Origin of the sequence: Corynebacterium sp. UMB6689, from assembly GCF_030215295.1 — a bacterium.
Classification (GTDB): Bacteria; Actinomycetota; Actinomycetes; order Mycobacteriales; family Mycobacteriaceae; genus Corynebacterium; species Corynebacterium aurimucosum.
This window is the reverse complement of sequence record NZ_JASOLS010000020.1, coordinates 1-17,279: the sequence shown is the minus strand read 5'-3', so window position 1 is coordinate 17,279 and position 17,279 is coordinate 1. Positions and strand designations below refer to the sequence as shown.

The 17,279-nt window shown below is 61.1% G+C and carries 13 protein-coding genes, 1 tRNA gene, 1 other RNA gene and 1 pseudogene; 13 read left to right on the top strand and 3 right to left on the bottom strand.

Annotation, left to right across the window (positions count from 1 at the left end; translation table 11 throughout):
* Positions 1-19: 19 nt before the first annotated feature.
* From QP363_RS10485 to QP363_RS10465, 5 genes are read left to right on the top strand one after another with little or no spacing between them, the layout of a single operon-like run.
* Positions 20-2,440 (top strand): hypothetical protein, encoded by a 2,421-nt coding sequence (locus QP363_RS10485; RefSeq protein ID WP_010188423.1) that lies wholly within the window; start codon positions 20-22, stop codon positions 2,438-2,440.
* Positions 2,441-2,442: 2 nt separating this feature from the next.
* A complete protein-coding gene (locus QP363_RS10480) occupies positions 2,443-4,140 on the top strand; it encodes a hypothetical protein (protein ID WP_070524552.1) in 1,698 nt (565 codons plus the stop codon).
* Positions 4,141-4,158: 18 nt separating this feature from the next.
* Positions 4,159-5,118, top strand: coding sequence for a hypothetical protein (locus QP363_RS10475; RefSeq protein ID WP_284764505.1), 960 nt, complete (start codon positions 4,159-4,161; stop codon positions 5,116-5,118).
* Positions 5,118-6,128: a hypothetical protein gene (locus QP363_RS10470; protein ID WP_010188426.1), complete on the top strand. Its 1,011-nt coding sequence runs from the start codon at positions 5,118-5,120 to the stop codon at positions 6,126-6,128. Before QP363_RS10475 ends, QP363_RS10470 begins: the two co-directional genes overlap by 1 nt.
* Positions 6,125-6,619 (top strand): hypothetical protein, encoded by a 495-nt coding sequence (locus QP363_RS10465; protein WP_010188427.1) that lies wholly within the window; start codon positions 6,125-6,127, stop codon positions 6,617-6,619. Before QP363_RS10470 ends, QP363_RS10465 begins: the two co-directional genes overlap by 4 nt.
* A gap of 28 nt (positions 6,620-6,647) precedes the next feature.
* Here QP363_RS10465 and QP363_RS10460 read toward each other — a convergent pair whose 3' ends face one another.
* Positions 6,648-7,988 (bottom strand): hypothetical protein, encoded by a 1,341-nt coding sequence (locus QP363_RS10460; RefSeq protein ID WP_070710790.1) that lies wholly within the window; start codon positions 7,986-7,988, stop codon positions 6,648-6,650.
* 58 nt (positions 7,989-8,046) lie between these two features.
* Here QP363_RS10460 and gluQRS point away from each other — a divergent pair, with 58 nt between their 5' ends.
* Together gluQRS and QP363_RS10450 are read left to right on the top strand one after the other, a co-directional pair.
* Positions 8,047-8,988, top strand: coding sequence for a tRNA glutamyl-Q(34) synthetase GluQRS (gluQRS, locus tag QP363_RS10455; RefSeq protein WP_070645430.1), 942 nt, complete (start codon positions 8,047-8,049; stop codon positions 8,986-8,988).
* 11 nt (positions 8,989-8,999) lie between these two features.
* On the top strand, positions 9,000-9,335 hold the full coding sequence (locus QP363_RS10450) for a hypothetical protein (protein WP_070444250.1): 336 nt from the start codon (positions 9,000-9,002) through the stop codon (positions 9,333-9,335).
* Between the two features lie 235 nt (positions 9,336-9,570).
* Here QP363_RS10450 and QP363_RS10445 read toward each other — a convergent pair.
* Positions 9,571-9,659: transfer RNA gene (locus QP363_RS10445), tRNA-Ser, on the bottom strand.
* A 166-nt stretch (positions 9,660-9,825) separates the two neighbouring features.
* Between QP363_RS10445 and ffs the strand changes: the two genes are divergently transcribed.
* The 6 genes from ffs (at position 9,826) to recR (ending at position 15,677) form a co-directional block, all read left to right on the top strand.
* An RNA gene (ffs, locus tag QP363_RS10440) (signal recognition particle sRNA small type) lies at positions 9,826-9,924 on the top strand.
* Positions 9,925-10,005: 81 nt separating this feature from the next.
* On the top strand, positions 10,006-11,277 hold the full coding sequence (locus tag QP363_RS10435; protein ID WP_010190010.1) for an aminotransferase class I/II-fold pyridoxal phosphate-dependent enzyme: 1,272 nt from the start codon (positions 10,006-10,008) through the stop codon (positions 11,275-11,277).
* Positions 11,225-11,839 (top strand): suppressor of fused domain protein, encoded by a 615-nt coding sequence (locus QP363_RS10430; protein WP_246815703.1) that lies wholly within the window; start codon positions 11,225-11,227, stop codon positions 11,837-11,839. Before QP363_RS10435 ends, QP363_RS10430 begins: the two co-directional genes overlap by 53 nt.
* A 32-nt stretch (positions 11,840-11,871) precedes the next feature.
* On the top strand, positions 11,872-14,469 hold the full coding sequence (locus tag QP363_RS10425) for a DNA polymerase III subunit gamma and tau (RefSeq protein ID WP_284764500.1): 2,598 nt from the start codon (positions 11,872-11,874) through the stop codon (positions 14,467-14,469).
* A gap of 57 nt (positions 14,470-14,526) precedes the next feature.
* Entirely contained in the window at positions 14,527-14,907 is a 381-nt protein-coding gene (locus tag QP363_RS10420; RefSeq protein ID WP_010190004.1) for a YbaB/EbfC family nucleoid-associated protein, read from the top strand.
* Positions 14,908-15,020: 113 nt separating this feature from the next.
* Positions 15,021-15,677 carry a recombination mediator RecR gene (gene recR / locus QP363_RS10415; protein ID WP_010190001.1) on the top strand — a complete coding sequence of 219 codons (657 nt, stop codon included), beginning with the start codon at positions 15,021-15,023 and terminating at the stop codon, positions 15,675-15,677.
* A 1,284-nt stretch (positions 15,678-16,961) separates the two neighbouring features.
* Here the strand turns inward: recR and QP363_RS10410 are convergent.
* Positions 16,962-17,279: pseudogene (locus QP363_RS10410) on the bottom strand (hypothetical protein); the annotation flags it as partial.

Below are 17,279 nucleotides of genomic sequence, written 5' to 3'. Positions count from 1 at the left end.
ACCTTCTTAAGGAACGTTGATGACACACAATCAGAAACCTTCGATTGCGGATGTGCCGCTGAGTGAGCTTAAGTCCCTGCACCAGCTCAAGCGCGTAAACGCCGATGATGTGCGTGCAGCTGTATCAGCGCCGTTTAGGCAGTTCGCCGAGCAGATTGCCGCCGCGTATAACGGCGAAGCGGTCGAGCACCCGGAGCTGAGCGCGCAGGCGCGCAATGCTGCGGTGGACCAGGAACGTGCTGCGCAGGAGCGCGCGGCACAAGAGAGGGCAGCGCAAGAACGTGCCGTGCAAGAACGCGCGGCACAGGAGCGCGCAGAACGCGAGCGCGCCGCACAGGCTGAAGCGCAGGCCCGCCAACGCGAGCAAGCACAGCGTGCCGCTGCAGCCGCCGGTGTAGCGCAGACAGGTTCCGCGGCTCAACCCCAACCGGCGCAAGCAGCGGCACAGCCGCACGATTTCTTCGCCGAGTGGGAGGCACTGCAGGCAGAGGAAGAGCAAAAGACTCAGGTTAACGAAGAGGACTACATCACCATCCCTGGTTTCGGGATTAAGGCGGAGTACCAGTTTCGCCAGGACCCGAACTGGGAAGCCCCCGGCATCGAGTTTGAAGTCGAGGTGCCGCAAGAGGCGGCGCTGGAGCAGGAATCTCAAGAAGAGCCTGGCTACGGCATAGAGCCAGAACCGGAGCCGGAGGATTCCGATCAGCGCCATCCGGTGCGCCTGTGGTGGCCGGAGCTCGAGCACGCGCCGGATGAGGTGGTGTTCTACCGAGTCGTCGCCGATGACGCAGAGATGGTGGCGTCCCCGGATGCCGGTGACACCCTCGTCTACACGAAGGGAACCGCCTACCGTGAACACGAGCCGGGCGAGACAGGCTTGCGCCACTACGCGGTATGGGCTTATAAGGGCCGCGACCTTCGTGAGCTTGTCAACAGCCAGCCGGTATTCATGGGAGACACGGGCGTGGTCTTCCCGCCGGTGAACGTTCAGGTGTCCACCATCAAGGGCGCCATTCAGGTGTCTTGGGACCTGCTGCCGGGGCACTCGAGCGCCATGGTTTATGCCTGCCGCGATAGCGAGAAGGAAAAGCTGTCCCCGCGCTTCGAACAAGACGTGGACAGCAGCGGGCGCAAGGCGACTATTCCGGTGCAAGAGACCGGACAGACCGTCGTCATCTCCTTGCTGGGCCAGGCGGAGTTCCACGGCGCTACTGAGCAAAGCCAAGACGAAGTCGCAGTCCAGCGCTCCGTGAAGCTCGCCAGCGAGCTGGAGAAGCTGGAGCTCTCCCGTTGCGAGCGCCGCAGCGAATACGGACAGGACACCATCGAGGTGGATTGGTACTCGCCCAAGACCGGCGAGGTAAAGATTTATCTCACGCCCACCGCCCCGCAGGCGGACCTGCGCACGTCCGCAGTGCCGAAGACCTACGTCGAAAGCGCACTGTCGAGTGCTATCAGTGAGACCCGCGGTGTGTCCGAACCGGGTTCCTTCCAAACCACCACGGTGCCGTGGCCCCCAGATTGGTACGAGGTTTACATCACCCCAGTGAACTTCAACGATGCTGATGCCTGGGTAGGCGAATCCAAGGTGCTGCAGCGCGTGCAATCCATTGAGGATGACCAGTTCCGGCTCATTGAGCGCGTGGACAGCCAGCTCATTACCTTCGATTGGCCGAAGGGTGCAACGGCGGTGGAGTACTCCACCAACCGCGAGCACGATCAGATCCGCGAAGAGGACTACGACCTCCAGGGAGGCATCCGCCTGCACCTCGATCAGCACGGTGATACCGTGCGGCTGAAGCCTTATGCGGTCTTCGCAGGCAAGCGCACCGAGGGCAATGAGCGCGTGATCCAGTACGAAGGTCTGCGCCCAGTGACTTATGACTTTGAGGTCGATTCCTCCCAAGGCCAAGCCAGGGTGTTCCTCTGGAGCTTGGGCAACGGCGATAAGCGCCAGTTCTCCTGCCAGGTGGTCTACCGAGCTGACCGCCTGCCGCTTTTCCCCGAAGACGGCGAGGCGCTCGGCATTGTGGAGACCAATCTGCAGAGCACCACGCACGTGGCTCATGGCTTGGGCCCGATGCGCGGGCAGCACCCAGATTTCACGGTGGCATTAGGCGAGCGCATTCAGCGCGGCGGCTTCATCCGCCTGTTCGCCGTCGAGGGCTTTGATAGCCAGGTTGATACCTCGTTCGACAGCTTCGGTGGTGATGATGCCTTCAGTGGTTTCTCGGAAAGCTACAGCGATGCTTCCTCGACGCTGAGCGCATCAGATAAAGCTGTGGTGGTAGAAGGCGATGTGTCCTACCGACTGGGGCTGTACCCACCCGTGCAGAATCAGGCTCCGAACTATGAGGCGCAGTATGAGCAGCAGAACTACGACCAGCAGAACTACGGGCAGGATTATTCGCAGGATCAGTACTTTCAAGGAGGCCAGTAGTTATGGGCGGCGCCTTTAGCTATGCATCATTTTCCCGTGCCAATGGCCGCGCCGGTGGCTGGGGTGTAGGCCAGAAGGCCGGTGATATCACCCAAGAAGAGTTGGCTGAGCTCGTGTCCTTCGTGCCGACCTCTCTCAACAACGGCACGACGATCCCGGATTTCCCCTCTGCCCAGCAGCGCGCGGAACTGGTTCGCCGTACTGCGGTCTTTGCGCTCACCCCTGAGGCGGAAAAGTGGGTCACCATGGTATCCGTCCCCGCGGGCCTGGATGCGACTGGCCGCGGCGGCAACGTCTTTACCTACACCTCGATTTCGCGCACGGGAACCCCGCCGGCACCGGCGACGGTCCTGTTTTCTCCTGACATCCCAGCACCTTTTTCCATCTACGAGGTGGATAAGGTGCAGATTCCGGAAAAGATCTCAGCGCGCGGACCGTTGCACTCGGACGTGTTGTTGGAAGAGTTTTTGGATGGCGAATTCCGCTACCCAGAGAAGCTTCCCGCACCGTTCAAGGCGGTAGCCCCGAACCCGAATCCGAGCTTCAACCGTGCGCTGGTTTCTGCCATGGCCACAGTGTTGAATTCCCGCAACGGCCTGGTCATCCTCGTGGCCCCTGATAACCAGGCAGCGCTGTGGATTGCTGCCACCGCCCGCGAGGTGGGGGAGGATGGTTTCGGCTTCTCCACTTTTGAAAAAGCCGCCGCCATCAATGAGTTCCCGCTGAGCACCTCCACCATGCTCGTGGTGCCGCCGAGCGAGAAGCAGCGTCTCGCGGAGACGGCGATCCCCGGCAATCCGGTCGTGTTCGCCCTCGATGAGGCCCTGCCAGACGTCAGCTCCTATGCAGAAAATGCCGCGGAAGAAGCTGAGTCTGCGGCTCCGGAGCCACAGCAAGAGCAGGCCGAGCAGCGCACTGTTTCGACACCCATAGCAGAGGAGAACGCTGCAACGGGTAGCGAACCTGCACAGCGAGACGCGCAGAGCTTTGACGATTCTTGGGGTCAGGACCCAGCTGATTTCGGAGCACCTATCGCAGACTCCTCACCTTTTGCGCTCCCGGGTCATGGACCCGCGGGTACTCCGCCAAATCCCCTCGATGCGCCTGAGCCGAACACGGCGCAGGAGAACCCTTTTGCCACGAAGGCGGAGGCCGCGCCGTCAGCTGGTGCAGACACCGCGCCGGCAACGGCGTCGGGCGGCAACGCCAACGTTCCTGGGCTCAGCGCCGAGGAGTGGCATAGGCTCAAGGAATTCGATCCGCGCTGGTGGATCGAGCACCTTGATACCCACCGTGGTCGCTCCATCCAGCTGGCCTACCTCGATAAAAACTCGTTGGGTGAGGGGTTGGACAAGCTGTTGATGTCCGCGATTGTTGCCTCCTGGGTTTTCTACTTCCCGCGGGATTTCAACCTCCTAGCAGAGGATGCCCTGCAGCCCTGGGAGGACCGCGAGCTCGAGCACATCGGATACCTCACCGCTACGCACTTCGCCGGAATCATCGCACTGGATCATTGCGAGCGCTATGCCACGGGGCGCGTCGCCATGTTGCTAGATGGCACGACACAGTTGCTGGCGGAGCGCTCAGCTCCCATGCAGCAACGACCGGGCCCATCGCATTTTGAACCGAACACAGCATGGCAACACCGGGGAGCAGCTCTCGGTGAGCACGGTCGAAACATGGGATTCCACGGAAGGTAAGAGAAGGAAATAAGCGTCATGGCTAAATACACACTGCGGGACGGAGAGTCCCGCCGCATCGGCTCAGACGGCATCCTGCGCGTCGAAGCCTTCGAGATGGGAACCGGCGGCGCCTCCATGGAGCTGGCGATTTTGGGAGAAGGCGTTGATGCCGTGCGCGTCCACGACCTCTCCATCATGGTGCACTCCCTGCCCGAGCGCGCCACCATCGTCGTGCGCCCGAAGCGGAATGGGACCTTCGGCCTGCGCAGCGAGGTCCGCCTGACGGTGAGCAACGCGAGTGATTCGGTGACGTTCCCGCGCGTGCTTATCGACGCCGCCGAGGACTCCGCCGAACGCCTCGCCGAGGTCACCCCGGAATCCGGCAGCTACCACTTAGAAGCATTCGGCACGACCGAAGGCGCCGGAATCACCGATTCCGCCCGCGAGGTGCGCTCCAAGATGCGTCGCGCGGAGCTGGATGTCGCAGGCCTTGATAATGTCACCGTGGTCGTCGATGGTTCCGCCTCCATGCAGATCAATGTCACACCGAAGATCGTCGAGGCGACCGCCAAATATATCGATGCGCTCTCGGATGCCTTCCGGCACTTCCGCGCCACTGATGGGCAGGACAGCATCGAGACCCATAAGGTGGATGAGCTGACCCGTTTCATCGCGGACGTCATTGATAGTGGAGCGGAGCGTGTAGGTCAGCGGCCGTGGCGCTTGCCGACTCTCACCTCCACGTCCTCGCTGGTCATCTACGTCACCGATTCTCCCGTGACTTCCATGCTGGAAACCCAGGTGCCCACCGTGGTGCTCATCACGAGCGCTATCGGACGCCAGGAGCTGGAGCTCGCGCGAATCAACGGAACCCCGGCTCATGTGGCGTACGCGGTGATCGACGGGGACGTCGTCAAGCAGCTCGAATCCGGCGCGAACACGGAGCTTTCGGAATTGACTGACCGCGTCACTGCCATGCTGAAAGAGAGGAACTAATGAGCCAGGCACGTTGCCCGTGGACCTTTAAACCGCTCGAGGATGGTGTGACGGTAAGCCCATACACCAACCGGGAGCTGCCGCAGGGATGGACCGACGCCGTGACACATTGCGTGGCCATGGCCGGCGCGCGTAACTCCGGTAAGTCGCTCTACACCGCGGTGATGATCAAGCAGCTCAAGCAGCTGGCGCACAAGCACAACCGCTCCGTCCAAGCGGCGGATGAATCCACGCGCGAGCGCTACGCCGAGGTTTATGAGAAGCCGCTCTTTGAGGAGATGCGTGCCATGGACCCCACGCCAAGTGCGGTGGCTACCGACGCCTACCAGCGCGACCCACTGATTTTTGAGCTCGGTAAGTGGCCTGATGAACAGGGACACGAGCGCATGAATTACTTGGTCTTCCGCGACGTGGCGGGCGAAGACTTGGAGAACCCGCCAGAGAACGAAGCCGACCGCGAGAACCTCGCTTTCTTCTCCCACGCGGATTTGGTGATTTTCCTCTTTGACCCGCTGCGTGTGCAGCAAATTCAGGACTTTATCCACGGTCTGATTCCCAATATTGGTGAGCTCGGTGCGGATTCCCTGCGGGTTCTGGACAACCTGCTGGCGCTGCTCGATACGGATACCCCGCCGCCACTGGCCGTGACCATCTCGAAGTTCGACACGGTGCAGAAACTTGAGCAGGTGGATGACGTGCGTTGGAAGAAACTCATGGCCAACCGCGGCTCCGCTTTCCGCCGGGATACCGGGTGGAACTTCCGCGATTCGGACCGCTGGATGGTCCACCTTGAAGCCGAATCGCTGTTGCGCTTCTTGGGTGCTAATGACCTCATCAACAAGATCTATTCGGCAGCTCCGCGCGGCGGTAGCTTCTTCGTGGTCTCCGCGTTGGGTGAGGCCCCGACGGGCCGCCAGCTAGCCCGCAGCGGCATTGCGCCCTACCGCGTTCTGGATCCCATTCGTTGGTTGCTGAGCCAACGCGGCGTCTTTGCGCAGGATGTGTCATGACTTTCGGTAGCCCACAACCCCCAGGAACCCCGCCGACAGGCTCGCCTGCCGCGCCCGCACCGGACTATCGCTACGGTGCAGTCACCGATTCTGTCCGTCAGACCCGCCGTGCCGCCGATATGAAGGCGCAATGGGCACCGTGGCCGTTGAAGATTGCAGCGGTACTGGAGGTCTTCATCACGAGCTACGCGGTATACAACATCTGCCGGCTCATCGCCTTTGAAAACAGCCCGGCGGCGGTAAGCCGCACGGACCAGCTCTCCACTGAGCTCGGCGTGTTACTTGCCGTACTGGTTCTCTTGGTGTGTGCCCTCACCACCTATGTGCTGCACGCGCAGCAGTCCGCGCGGATTGCGCTGACCGTTATCAGCGCCATCGTGGTGCTGCTCATTCCGGCGAGTTCGGTCATGCCCGCGTCCATCGCATCGGCGGTGGTCATTGTGCTGCTGTGGCTGCCTGCGAACCGGCAGTGGTTCGGCGGCCAAGCGTGACAAGCCTAGGCCCCGTGCACCGCGGGGCTTAGGCCTTCTTGCGCAGCTCCTCGAGAGCGCGCACATTATTGGCCTTGGCAAAGAGGTTGAACGCAAGGTGGTACATCTTGCGCGCGCGGTCTGTTGCGTCGGCGGAAGAGTAGCGATCACCTAAAAGTTCGGCGACCTCCGCCATGGCGTTTTGCTCCGACGGCGTCGTGGCTTCGGCGACAGAGTGCCGGTCCAAGAAATCGAGCAAAACCTGGGTGGATTTAAACATGTCCTGCGCCTGCAAGCGGAGGCTTTCGGAATACAGGACGGTCCACTTGGCGGATACGGGAAGGCTCTGGAGCTTGAGCGAATCCACGTAGCGCGAGGCCAAGATGTCATAGGCCTCCTCTGGATCGCTGTGGCGAACATCGAGGGCCACGGTCTTGAGCAAAGCATGGAGCTCGCCATCGAGGTCTCCGCAGCGTTGGAACTCGCGGGCAGCAGCGGCAAAGCAGGCCACGCGCTGCTCTAAGTCTGAAGAAGAGTGCTGTGCAGCATCGCTATAGAAGCGGGCTAGCATCACTGCGGGGAGCTGCTGGTACTCCTCGTCCGCCCGTGCGTTGGAGAGGATGGTGAAAGATTGCGTAGCCACGCGCTCGCAGTCGGCGGCAGAATTAGATGCCCACAGCGCGCCCACGGCGGACTCGAGGATGGTGCGGAGGATGTCACCCATCGTGGCCCCTGCGCCGTCGAAATCTCCTCCAGTGACGGCGTCGTTGATAGCCACGAATTCAGCAGCGTGTCCTTTCACTGCACTCGCTTCACCGCTCTTGGCAGATTCTAGGCGCTCTTGGAGCACGGCCAGTGATACATTGCTGTCGGTGCTTGAGGTGTTGCTGGCGGAGCCGGAGGACACCTCCGCGCTGGTGGGGGCGGATTCAGAGAAGTCTTTTTGGCTGGCCGCGGTGCGCGCTGCGGCAATTTCATTCAACGCCGTGTCGTCGCCAGCTGCAGCGGCCTTGGCTGCGAATTTCTCTGCCGCTTCAGTGTTGTTGTTATCCAGCCATGCGCGGGCCACGCGGGTATAGCCGGTAGCCACGAGCGCAGGCTGTCCGGTCAGCGCGCCCAGTGAGGCAATGGTGAGAGAATCGTCGATGTTCTCGATGGTGCCGGCAGCCACGCGAAGGGTTTCGCGGGCTTCTAGGTACTGGGCGGCGGGGACGGCGTCCTCCACGCTGCCCAAGAACCTGTCATCTGCGAGTACTCGGTTGATCTGCTCATCAATGTGGGCGGATTCATCGGTGGGGAGAGAAACCCCCGGCGCCTGGGCCCGCGCGAAGGCGAGCATCTTCTCGGCGTCGGCAGAATCAAGCAGGGGATACGTCGCATCAGAAGCCATGGGGGAGATTCTAGTAGAGGACCCCGACGCGCGCGGGACTCCTCGTAGACTGGTTGCCATGGATTTTCTCAGCCCCGCTGGGCGCTATGCCCCGAGCCCGTCCGGAGATCTGCATCTGGGTAACCTGCGCACGGCGTTGCTGGCTTGGCTCTACGCCCGAAGCAGTGGGCGCCGCTTCCTTGTTCGCGTGGAAGACATTGACACGCAGCGCTCCTCCCGGGAGTCGGCACAACGCCAGTTGGAGGACCTTGCCGCGCTCGGCCTGGACTGGGACGGGGAAGTCATCTACCAGCAGGATCGCTATGCGGCTTATGAGGCGGCGCTGGCGCAGCTTCCTACCTTTGAGTGTTACTGCTCGCGCAAAGATATCCAGGAAGCTTCCCGTGCGCCGCATGCTATTCCTGGGCAGTATCCGGGAACGTGCCGCGATCTCAGTGACGCCGAGCGCAAGGCCAAACGCGCCGAGCTCGCCGCTCAGAACCGCGTGCCCGCCATACGCTTGCGTGCTGACGTCTCCTCCTTCACCATCCATGACGCCTTCGCCGGCGAGTACACCGGGGAGGTGGATGACTTCATCTTGCGCCGTGGCGGCCAGCCCCCGGCGGATCCGAGCCAGGGTATGGACTGGGCCTATAACTTGGCGGTTGTCGTCGACGATGCCTTCCAAGGCGTCGATCAGATCGTGCGCGGCGATGACTTGCTGTCTTCCGCCCCGCGTCAGGCCTACCTGGCGCACAAGCTGGGCTATCCGGAGCCGGAGTTCGTTCATGTCCCGCTCGTGCTGAATTCGGACAACGTCCGCCTGTCCAAGCGCGATGGGGCAGTAACTCTCCGCCAGTTACTCGCGGAGCCAGGGCGGGAGATGGGCGATGTGCTTCGCCTACTCGCCCGCTCGCTGGGATATGACACCGAAGGGATTAACACCGCCGCGGACCTCCTCGAACGCTTTATCCCCGATAAGCTTTCACGGGAGCCCTTTGTCTGGGATGGAACGGTGTAGAACGGAGCAGCATGGAAGCCTTTGAGTACGCCCATCTGGAAGACGGTCTGGACTACCTCTATGACTTCTTCGAAGAGGACTTGGAGGAGCGCGTGCGCGCCGGGCGTGAGCTGCTGCCGGCGGGCATGGAAGACATCCTGGGGGATAGCACACTGGATGACTACGTGTGGCTCTGGATCAAAGAACCGGGGCCCAACGGTTTCCGCCAGTACCTGCGCGATGGCGGCTATGGCGAGGCCGAGGTGAAAGAGGCCTTCCTGCTTGCCCGCACCGAGTGGGGCATGAACACCCCGCCACACGTGGAGTGGCTCAAGGAAGACGGCTACGAGGCTCCCGAGTTCGATTAACAGCGTTTGGGTTGGATTGCACGGCTGGCAGACGGGCTGCAAAGAAACCAAAGTACTGACACCTTATGCGAAGAATCACATGTAATCACCTGGGGTTTTCCGTTTGGGGTCCCGCAAATGGTTCCCCTACTTTGGTTCCTTTGCCCGGGCGGCTTAAGGGTTAAGGGTCTGCAGTGCTAAATGCGAGAAATCCCGGACCTCTTAGCGTGATGCTGTGAAGCCCGGGATTTCCCAGTGGCGGAGGATAGGGGATTTGAACCCCTGAGGGATGTGACTCCCGCACGCGTTCCAGGCGTGTGACATAGGCCGCTAGTCGAATCCTCCGCTGAGAAACATTACATGAGCCCCCTAATGAAGCAAAATCGCCAGGTCAGCGCGAAGAACTTGAGGGTTTAGGGGCGCGAGGTAAGAAGTGCGCTTGGAAGCGGAGCGGGAGCCGGGCGGTGGGGGAGCGGTTTGGCGTCGACAAGCAAGGCACGCTAGGCTAGACCGCAGGATTCCGCGTGGCGTCCATCCTCTGAACTCCCCCAGGGCAGGAATGCAGCAAGGGTCAGGAGGCTCTGGCGGGTGCGCGGGGTCCCCTTTTATTTTGTGTGCTTTAACACGGGGGATGTAACGGGGCGTTAGTATGGTTGCCATATGTCCGCACTACGTCCCGGAAGGAAGACGGATGTCTCTTCTTAATCTTGAAAAGTCCGAGCTTACTGAGCTTGCCGCGCAGGTACGCAAGGACTACGAGGCCCTCAAGGCTGAGGGTTTGGAACTTGACTTGACCCGAGGAAAGCCGTCTAAGGCTCAGCTTGATCTGTCCAATGATCTGCTCGTCCTGCCGGGCCGCGGCCACTACACCGATGCCGCAGGCAATGACCTGCGCAACTACGGTAACCAGAAGGGCATCAAGGAGCTGCGTGAACTGTGGGGCAAGCTCACCAACATGGATCCGGAGCTCCTCATCGCGGCGGATTCTTCCTCCCTGAACATCATGTATGACCTCATCCTGTGGGCCTACACCTTCGGCACCAACAGCTCTGAGAAGCCGTGGTCTAAAGAAGAGACCATCAAGTGGATCTGCCCCACCCCGGGATATGACCGCCACTTCGCCATCACGGAATCCTTCGGCTTCGAGCTGATTTCGGTGCCGATGGAAGAAGACGGCCCGGACATCGAAGCGGTAGAAGAGCTGGCCAAGGACCCGCAGGTCAAGGGCATGTGGGTAGTGCCGATGTTCTCCAACCCTTCGGGCGCTGTCATCTCTGAAGAGAAGACTCGCCGCCTTGCAGCGATGGAGACCGGTGCACCGGACTTCCGCATCGTGTGGGATAACGCTTATGCCGTGCACACGCTGACCGAGGACTTCCCGGAGGTTCTGCCGATTCTGGAGATTGCAGAGCAGGAAGGTAACCCGGACCGCTTCTGGGCTATGTCCTCGTCGTCGAAGATCACCTTCGCTGGCTCCGGCGTGAGCTTCTTCGGATCCTCCGCGGACAACCTGAAGTGGTACCTGGAACATGCCGGAATCCGCGGCATTGGCCCGAACAAGATTAACCAGCTGGCACACTACGAGTTCTTTGGGTCCGCCGAGGGCGTGCGTGCGGTTATGCGCCGCCACGCTGCGCTGCTGGCGCCGAAGTTCGAAGCGGTTCTGCGCATCCTGGATAAGAACCTCACCCATCACGAAATCGCTGATTGGACCCACCCGGAGGGTGGCTACTTCATCTCCCTGAACGTGCTGGAGGGCACCGCGACCCGCGTGTGGGAGCTGGCCCGCGATGCCGGCATTCTCCTGACCAAGGCTGGCTCGGCCTTCCCCTACGGCAAGGACGAGAAGGACCACAACATTCGCTTGGCCCCGTCCCTGCCGCCGCAGGAAGAGGTTGAGGCAGCAATGGATGGCGTGGCCACCTGTGTGCTGCTCGCCGCACTGGAGAAGCTGGGGGCATAAGGCAATCAACTCTGACGAGACGGCCTACTGGCTCGACCAGATTATTCCCGCTGAACTGGCGTTTAAGAATGTCGAGGGGCAGCGCTTGGGCTTAGCTTCGCTGGAGGGTGAGCAGTCCCTTGCGGTCACTTGTGGCTTCGCCGACGTCGATACCGGCTTGGCGCACGCCGAGCAGGGGATCGATGTGCGCTGCGAGCTCCTCACCGTCGCCCGCACCAACCAGGCTGAAGCGGCTGCTGCAGTGAGTGCGGCAGCGGCATTGCTCACAGAGTCCGCAGGCTTGCTGCCCGCGCAGCCGGGTTTGCTCCTGCCCAAACTTTTTGCTGAAGGGGACGAGCGCTTCGCCCACGTGAGCGTGCGTCATGGCATGCTCATCGCTCCGTACCTGTGGGGTGGCCAGACCCCGCAGGTGGCGGAGGAGGACCGCCTGACACTGGTCTGCCAACTGCTGATGCTGAGCGACGCCGAGTACGCCTACGCCGTCGAGGAAGGCGTGCCGGCGCTGCAGCAGGCGGTGGCGGAGCAAGGCATCGATCTACTGGATTGGCAGCGCTCGGAGTGACGTGTCGGGGCGAGACGCTAGACTGACTAACCGTGGCTCTTTACCGGAAATATCGTCCAGCAACGTTCGCGGAAGTGGTAGGCCAAGAGCAGGTCACCACGCCGTTGTCCGCCGCCCTTGATGCGGGGCGCATTAACCATGCCTACCTCTTTTCCGGCCCGCGTGGCTGCGGAAAGACGTCGTCTGCGCGCATCATGGCCCGCTCGCTGAACTGCGAACAGGGCCCCACCTCTACGCCGTGCGGGGTGTGCGATTCCTGCGTCTCGCTGGCCCCTGGCGGCCCGGGCAACCTCGATGTCACGGAGCTCGACGCCGCCTCCCACAACGGTGTGGAGGATATGCGCGAGTTGCGTGATCGCGCCTACTACGCGCCGGCAGAGTCGCGCTACCGCATCTTCATCATCGATGAGGCTCACATGATTTCTGCCTCCGGTGCGAATGCCTTGCTCAAGGTTGTCGAGGAACCACCGGAGCACGTCATCTTCATCTTCGCCACGACGGAGCCGGAAAAGATCATCGGCACCATCCGCTCGCGTACCCACCACTATCCCTTCCGCCTGCTAACCCCACCGGCGATGAAGGGGCTGTTGGAGCGCACCGTGGCCTCGGAGAACGTCCACGTGGATGACACCGTGTACCCCATGGTCATCCAGGCCGGCGGCGGGTCACCGCGTGACACGCTATCCATCCTGGACCAGCTGTTGGCAGGCGCGGGGCCCGATGGCTTGACCTACGATGTGGCCCGTCCGCTTCTGGGTGTCACGGACGAGGGCCTGCTGGATAACACGGTTGAATCCCTGGCAAACCAGGATAAGGCTGGGCTCTTCCGGCTTGTCGACGATGTCATTGAGGCCGGCCACGATCCCCGTCGTTTTGCTATTGACCTCTTGGATCGTTTGCGGGATTTGATGATCTTGCAGGCCGTGCCATCCGCGTTGGAGGAAGGTTTGGTCTCGGCTCCGACTGACCGCGGGGAAGTACTGACTGCCCAGGCGCAGCGCTTCTCTGGCCCGCAGCTGGCCTACCTGGCGGAAACCGTCAACGAGCGCGTGTCCTCCCTGCGGGGAGCGACGTCCCCACGGCTACTTCTAGAAATTTTGTGTGCGCACCTCATCGTTGGTGCCGCCCCCGCAGCGGCAGCGGCCGGTCAGCTACCCACCGCTGCCCCGCAAGGTGCGGGAGCGCAGCCTTCGGCACCCGCAGGGCAGCCCACCGCGCCTGCACAGCGCCAGCAATCTGCGGTCGCCAGCGCCCAGGATCCCGAGGCCGCCGCTGCGGCGATCATCGCGCAGCGCCGCAGCCGTCAAGCAGCAAAGCAAGAGGCCCAGCAACAGCAACCACTGCAGCAACCGCAGCAGGCCGACAAGGCTCAGGAAGCAGTCCAGCAGGTGCAGCAGCCCCCAGCCCCCGAGGACTCGCAGCCCCAAGTGCCAGAGCGTCCTGCACAGCCGGAGGCGCAGCCTGAGCCGCAGCCAGACCAGGCTAAACAGCGCCAAGAGCCGCCGGAGCGCCAGCAACAGGAACAGCAGCAACAGGAGCAGACGGAACAACAAGAACAGGCTCAAGAACAGCATCCTGAGCCTGAGCAGCCGCACGACCCAGCCGCGGAGATTCGCGGGCGGTGGTCGGACCTGCGCGCCACCATTGGCCGTCGCAACAAGGTCGCTGAAATCATGCTTGCCGAAGCCCGTGTCCTCGGCGTGCGTGATGACACCCTGGTTCTTGGGCACACCACCGGTGCGCTGGCGGAACGCATCAATTCTCCAGGCACCAACGAGGTCATCGTGACCGTCCTTCAGGAGGAGCTCAACCGCACCCTGAAGGTCACGTGTGTCATCGGCACCGACCCGAAGGCCCACGGGTTCACGGTGACTGAGCCAGTTCAACGTACCCAGTGGAACCCCAACCAACCGCCACGTGAGGCCGCCGAGCCCGACGAGGAGGCAGAGAGTCCGGAGACTCAGGACAACGCTACTGATTCGCACTCTTCCGAAACTGCGCCAGCTTCCGCAGCCGCAACAGAATCTGATGAGGTCGACAAGACCAGCGAGCCCGAGGCGAAGGAACGCGGCGACGCTAGCGATGACCCGTGGGGCGCGCCGCGTCGGATCGGGCAGCAGGGGCCGTCGTCTGAAATGACGGCGGATCAGCCCCAGTCTCAGCACGGTGCGCGCGAGGAGGCAGGCACGCGACCGGAAGCTGCCCCGCGCGGGGCAGCAGTGCCCCCAAAGAGGGAGGCCCGTGGCAGCCAATGGCGATCACGCATCGCGCAAGCGAGCCAAGTAGCAGCCCAGCGGGATGAAGAGTTTTCCAAGGTTCCCAAGTTTGGCAACGGCGTTCCGCTGCCGCCGGAGCCGGGCCCGGACGAGGGTGAGTTCGAAGCACCACCGGAGAACTACGGTCCGCCGACAGGGATGGGTGGGGCGCCGGAAAGCGCAGGCCAAGCACCTGTCCCGCCGCAACAGTCTGCGCCTCAACAAGCTCCCGCCTCGCAGCCGGAATACACCCGCGCGGATGAGGAACGCGAGATGATGGAGGCCGCGCAGAACGCCGGCGAGATGGACCACCGCAATGCCACGGAAGTCGCGATGGAGCTTCTCGCACAGGAGTTGGGAGCGCGGCGGCTCTAGCGTGGCATCTGTACACTTGGCCCGTAGTGAAAATAACCGTGTGAAAGGATTTTTAGCATGACTGAGAACGACCCGATGCAGCAGGCAAATGACATGAACGAGATCCTGGCGCAGGCCGCCCGCGTCCAGGCTGAGCTGGAGAAGGCTCAGAAGGAAATCCTGGCCGCCACCGTTGAGGGTAGCGCTGGCAATGGCCTGGTGAAGGTCACCATGACCGGTGGCGCTGAGCTGCAGAGCGTGTCCATTGATAAGTCCGTCGTCGACCCGGAGGATATCGATACCCTTCAGGACCTCATCGTTGGCGCCTTCAAGGAGGCTCACGCTGCTGCTGGCCGCCTGGCCCAGGAGAAGATTGGCCCGCTGTCCCAGGGCATGGGGCAGTCCCAGCAGAACTACGATGGTCCGTCCATCCAGGATGTCTTCGGCGGTAACCAGTAAGCCGCGCGTTAGACTTAAAGGCCGTTGTTGCCCTCTTGCGGAGGGCGGCGCGGCCTTTAGTTGTGTCTCCGGCCGTCGCGGTCTAGGGGATTGTTGAGTGAGGGGAGCATTGCGTGTTTGAAGGACCTCTGCAGGATCTCATCGATGAGTTCTCGCGCCTGCCGGGTATTGGCCCGAAGTCAGCGCAACGCATCGCCTTCCACGTACTGCATCAAGACCCAGAGGAGATTGATCGCCTCCAGAAGGCGCTGGGAGCAGTGCGTGATGGTGTGACTTTCTGCCGCATCTGCTGCAATATTTCCCGCGAGGAAGTCTGCCGTATTTGCATCAATTCGCAGCGCGATGCTTCCACCATCTGCGTGGTGGAAGAGCCCAAGGACATTCAGGTTATCGAGCGCACCGGCGAATATGACGGCCGCTATCACGTGCTCGGCGGCGCACTCGATCCGTTGGCGAACGTGGGCCCGAAGGATCTCAACATCTCGCAACTACTGCAGCGCCTCGGCGGCGTGCTACCGGACCGAGAGCTGGCGGACTCCACCCCGGAGGAGCCGCTTTACGACGACTCCCCGGACATCACCGAGGTTATCCTCGCCACCGATCCCAACACCGAGGGCGAGGCCACCGCAGCTTATCTTGTGCGTCTGCTTCGAGACTTCCCGGGACTGAAAATCACGCGCCTAGCTTCCGGCATGCCGCTGGGCGGCGACCTTGAGTTCGTCGATGAGCTGACGCTTTCGCGTGCGTTGAGCGGCCGCCTAACGGTTTAAACCGGCGCTTCAGAAAATAGAGAATTAACCGTTGAACTTTTTCGCCAGAGCTTCCATATCGGTAGGACTCATGGGGATTTCGGGTTTGGAAAAACAACTGCGGTAGCTGCCAAGATGATTCGCATAAACGTCCCGACCTGTTCCTGCGGCACGAATCTTGCTGTGGGGACTACTCGCATGGGCTAGTCGGTTTCCGAAATACTTGATTGCCCAGTCGAAATCCTTGAAATCTGGGTCATATTTGTAGGCTGAAATCCTTCCAAGTAGGGCAAAGATCCAATCTGCGCACTGAACTGTTTGGTAAAGATGGCTTTCTACTTCGAGCCGACCCGTACGGTTACTTCGCATCCCTGTCAGCTAATGAACAACGCGCAATCATTGCTGCAGTTGAACGTGCCAGGGTCACTGACATCAATCCTCAGGTAGCGCCTTTTGCGACCGCCCAGTCGGACCCCTACCGGATATATATCCAGGGCCTTGAAATGCTGTCCTGCATCGCGCTGGTCGATGTAGTATCATGCGGCATCGCCAATCAGGCAGCCACAACCGCGAGTATGGAAGCGCAGAACCGGTTTCCTGGCGCCACATCACTCCACAATGGAAAGGGCGATGTTTTTCGGCACTGCTCGTGGAATGCCCTGATGACGATGAGAATCGGTGCAGATGCAGCTGAACGCATTGCTACTAACCACGAAACTGTCGCTCAGGGGCCAGCGGATGAGACCAGCATGGACCTGTATAACAATGCCCAAGGTCGATTTCTTGGATTTGCTTTCGCAAGTAGTGGCGACGAAGCTTCTGCTCTGAACCAGTGCGCCCTCTGGGCTAGCATTGGACTGCTATCTCCACTTTCCTAGGATAGGCACGAGAAGGGGTTTATGTTAATGAGACGCATGATGGCGCGGATAGGGTTCACTAGTATTGTCTCCCTATTACTCTCCTCTTGTAGTTTTGATGACCCATTGGCTTCTCATCTCGCGTCCCTAGGACGATCGGGACATGCAATGCCCGTTACTGAGTCCATCACACTGGAGGAACTCTACGGACCAGAGTGGACTGAGTTTTCGCTCGTGTGCCCATACACTCCGTATCAAACAGTCAAAGAAACACTTATGGCTGATGATCCCCCTGTTCCAGAACACGGCTTCTCCGATCACGAAAACTTCCTCTTTCTTAGAGGAAAGGGCGACAGCGAACAATGGGTGAGGTTCTCTCGACAGGCTCTCGATCTGTGTTCTCCATCAAGTCCGTCTTCTTTAATCATGGAGTCAACGACAGTTGCTCTCACTTTTTCTCTGGATAATCCGGGTAGTGCTTGGATTCTAACCGGCTTGAACAAGTAGTCATATGGGCTCGCTGCTCCTGGGCAGTATCGGGAATACTCAGATTGGGGTCAGCGTGCACGCCCAGGCGATCATCGTCGCGGCCTTGAACGAGCAGTAGGATCGTCTTGATGGTGGCCAGCAACGGAGCATCGTGAACGCTCTGGACGCGTCTACCGCTGCGACTGAAGAGGCCGAAAAGTGGCCCTTCCGGTTTTAGAGTGCGTTGATTTTGTCCTGTAGTTGTCCGGAGTGGATGAGGCATCGCAAGATGTAGTGG

Excerpts from the sequence above, each read along its gene's own strand:
- QP363_RS10430 (WP_246815703.1), top strand. The coding sequence starts at position 11,225 with ATGGCGTGGCCACCTGTGTGCTGCTCGCCGCACTGGAGAAGCTGGGGG.
- QP363_RS10470 (WP_010188426.1), top strand. The coding sequence starts at position 5,118 with ATGAGCCAGGCACGTTGCCCGTGGACCTTTAAACCGCTCGAGGATGGT.
- QP363_RS10420 (WP_010190004.1), top strand. The coding sequence starts at position 14,527 with ATGACTGAGAACGACCCGATGCAGCAGGCAAATGACATGAACGAGATC.
- QP363_RS10460 (WP_070710790.1), bottom strand. The coding sequence starts at position 7,988 with ATGGCTTCTGATGCGACGTATCCCCTGCTTGATTCTGCCGACGCCGAG.
- QP363_RS10475 (WP_284764505.1), top strand. The coding sequence starts at position 4,159 with ATGGCTAAATACACACTGCGGGACGGAGAGTCCCGCCGCATCGGCTCA.
- QP363_RS10435 (WP_010190010.1), top strand. The coding sequence starts at position 10,006 with ATGTCTCTTCTTAATCTTGAAAAGTCCGAGCTTACTGAGCTTGCCGCG.
- QP363_RS10485 (WP_010188423.1), top strand. The coding sequence starts at position 20 with ATGACACACAATCAGAAACCTTCGATTGCGGATGTGCCGCTGAGTGAG.
- gluQRS (WP_070645430.1), top strand. The coding sequence starts at position 8,047 with ATGGATTTTCTCAGCCCCGCTGGGCGCTATGCCCCGAGCCCGTCCGGA.
- QP363_RS10450 (WP_070444250.1), top strand. The coding sequence starts at position 9,000 with ATGGAAGCCTTTGAGTACGCCCATCTGGAAGACGGTCTGGACTACCTC.
- QP363_RS10480 (WP_070524552.1), top strand. The coding sequence starts at position 2,443 with ATGGGCGGCGCCTTTAGCTATGCATCATTTTCCCGTGCCAATGGCCGC.
- QP363_RS10465 (WP_010188427.1), top strand. The coding sequence starts at position 6,125 with ATGACTTTCGGTAGCCCACAACCCCCAGGAACCCCGCCGACAGGCTCG.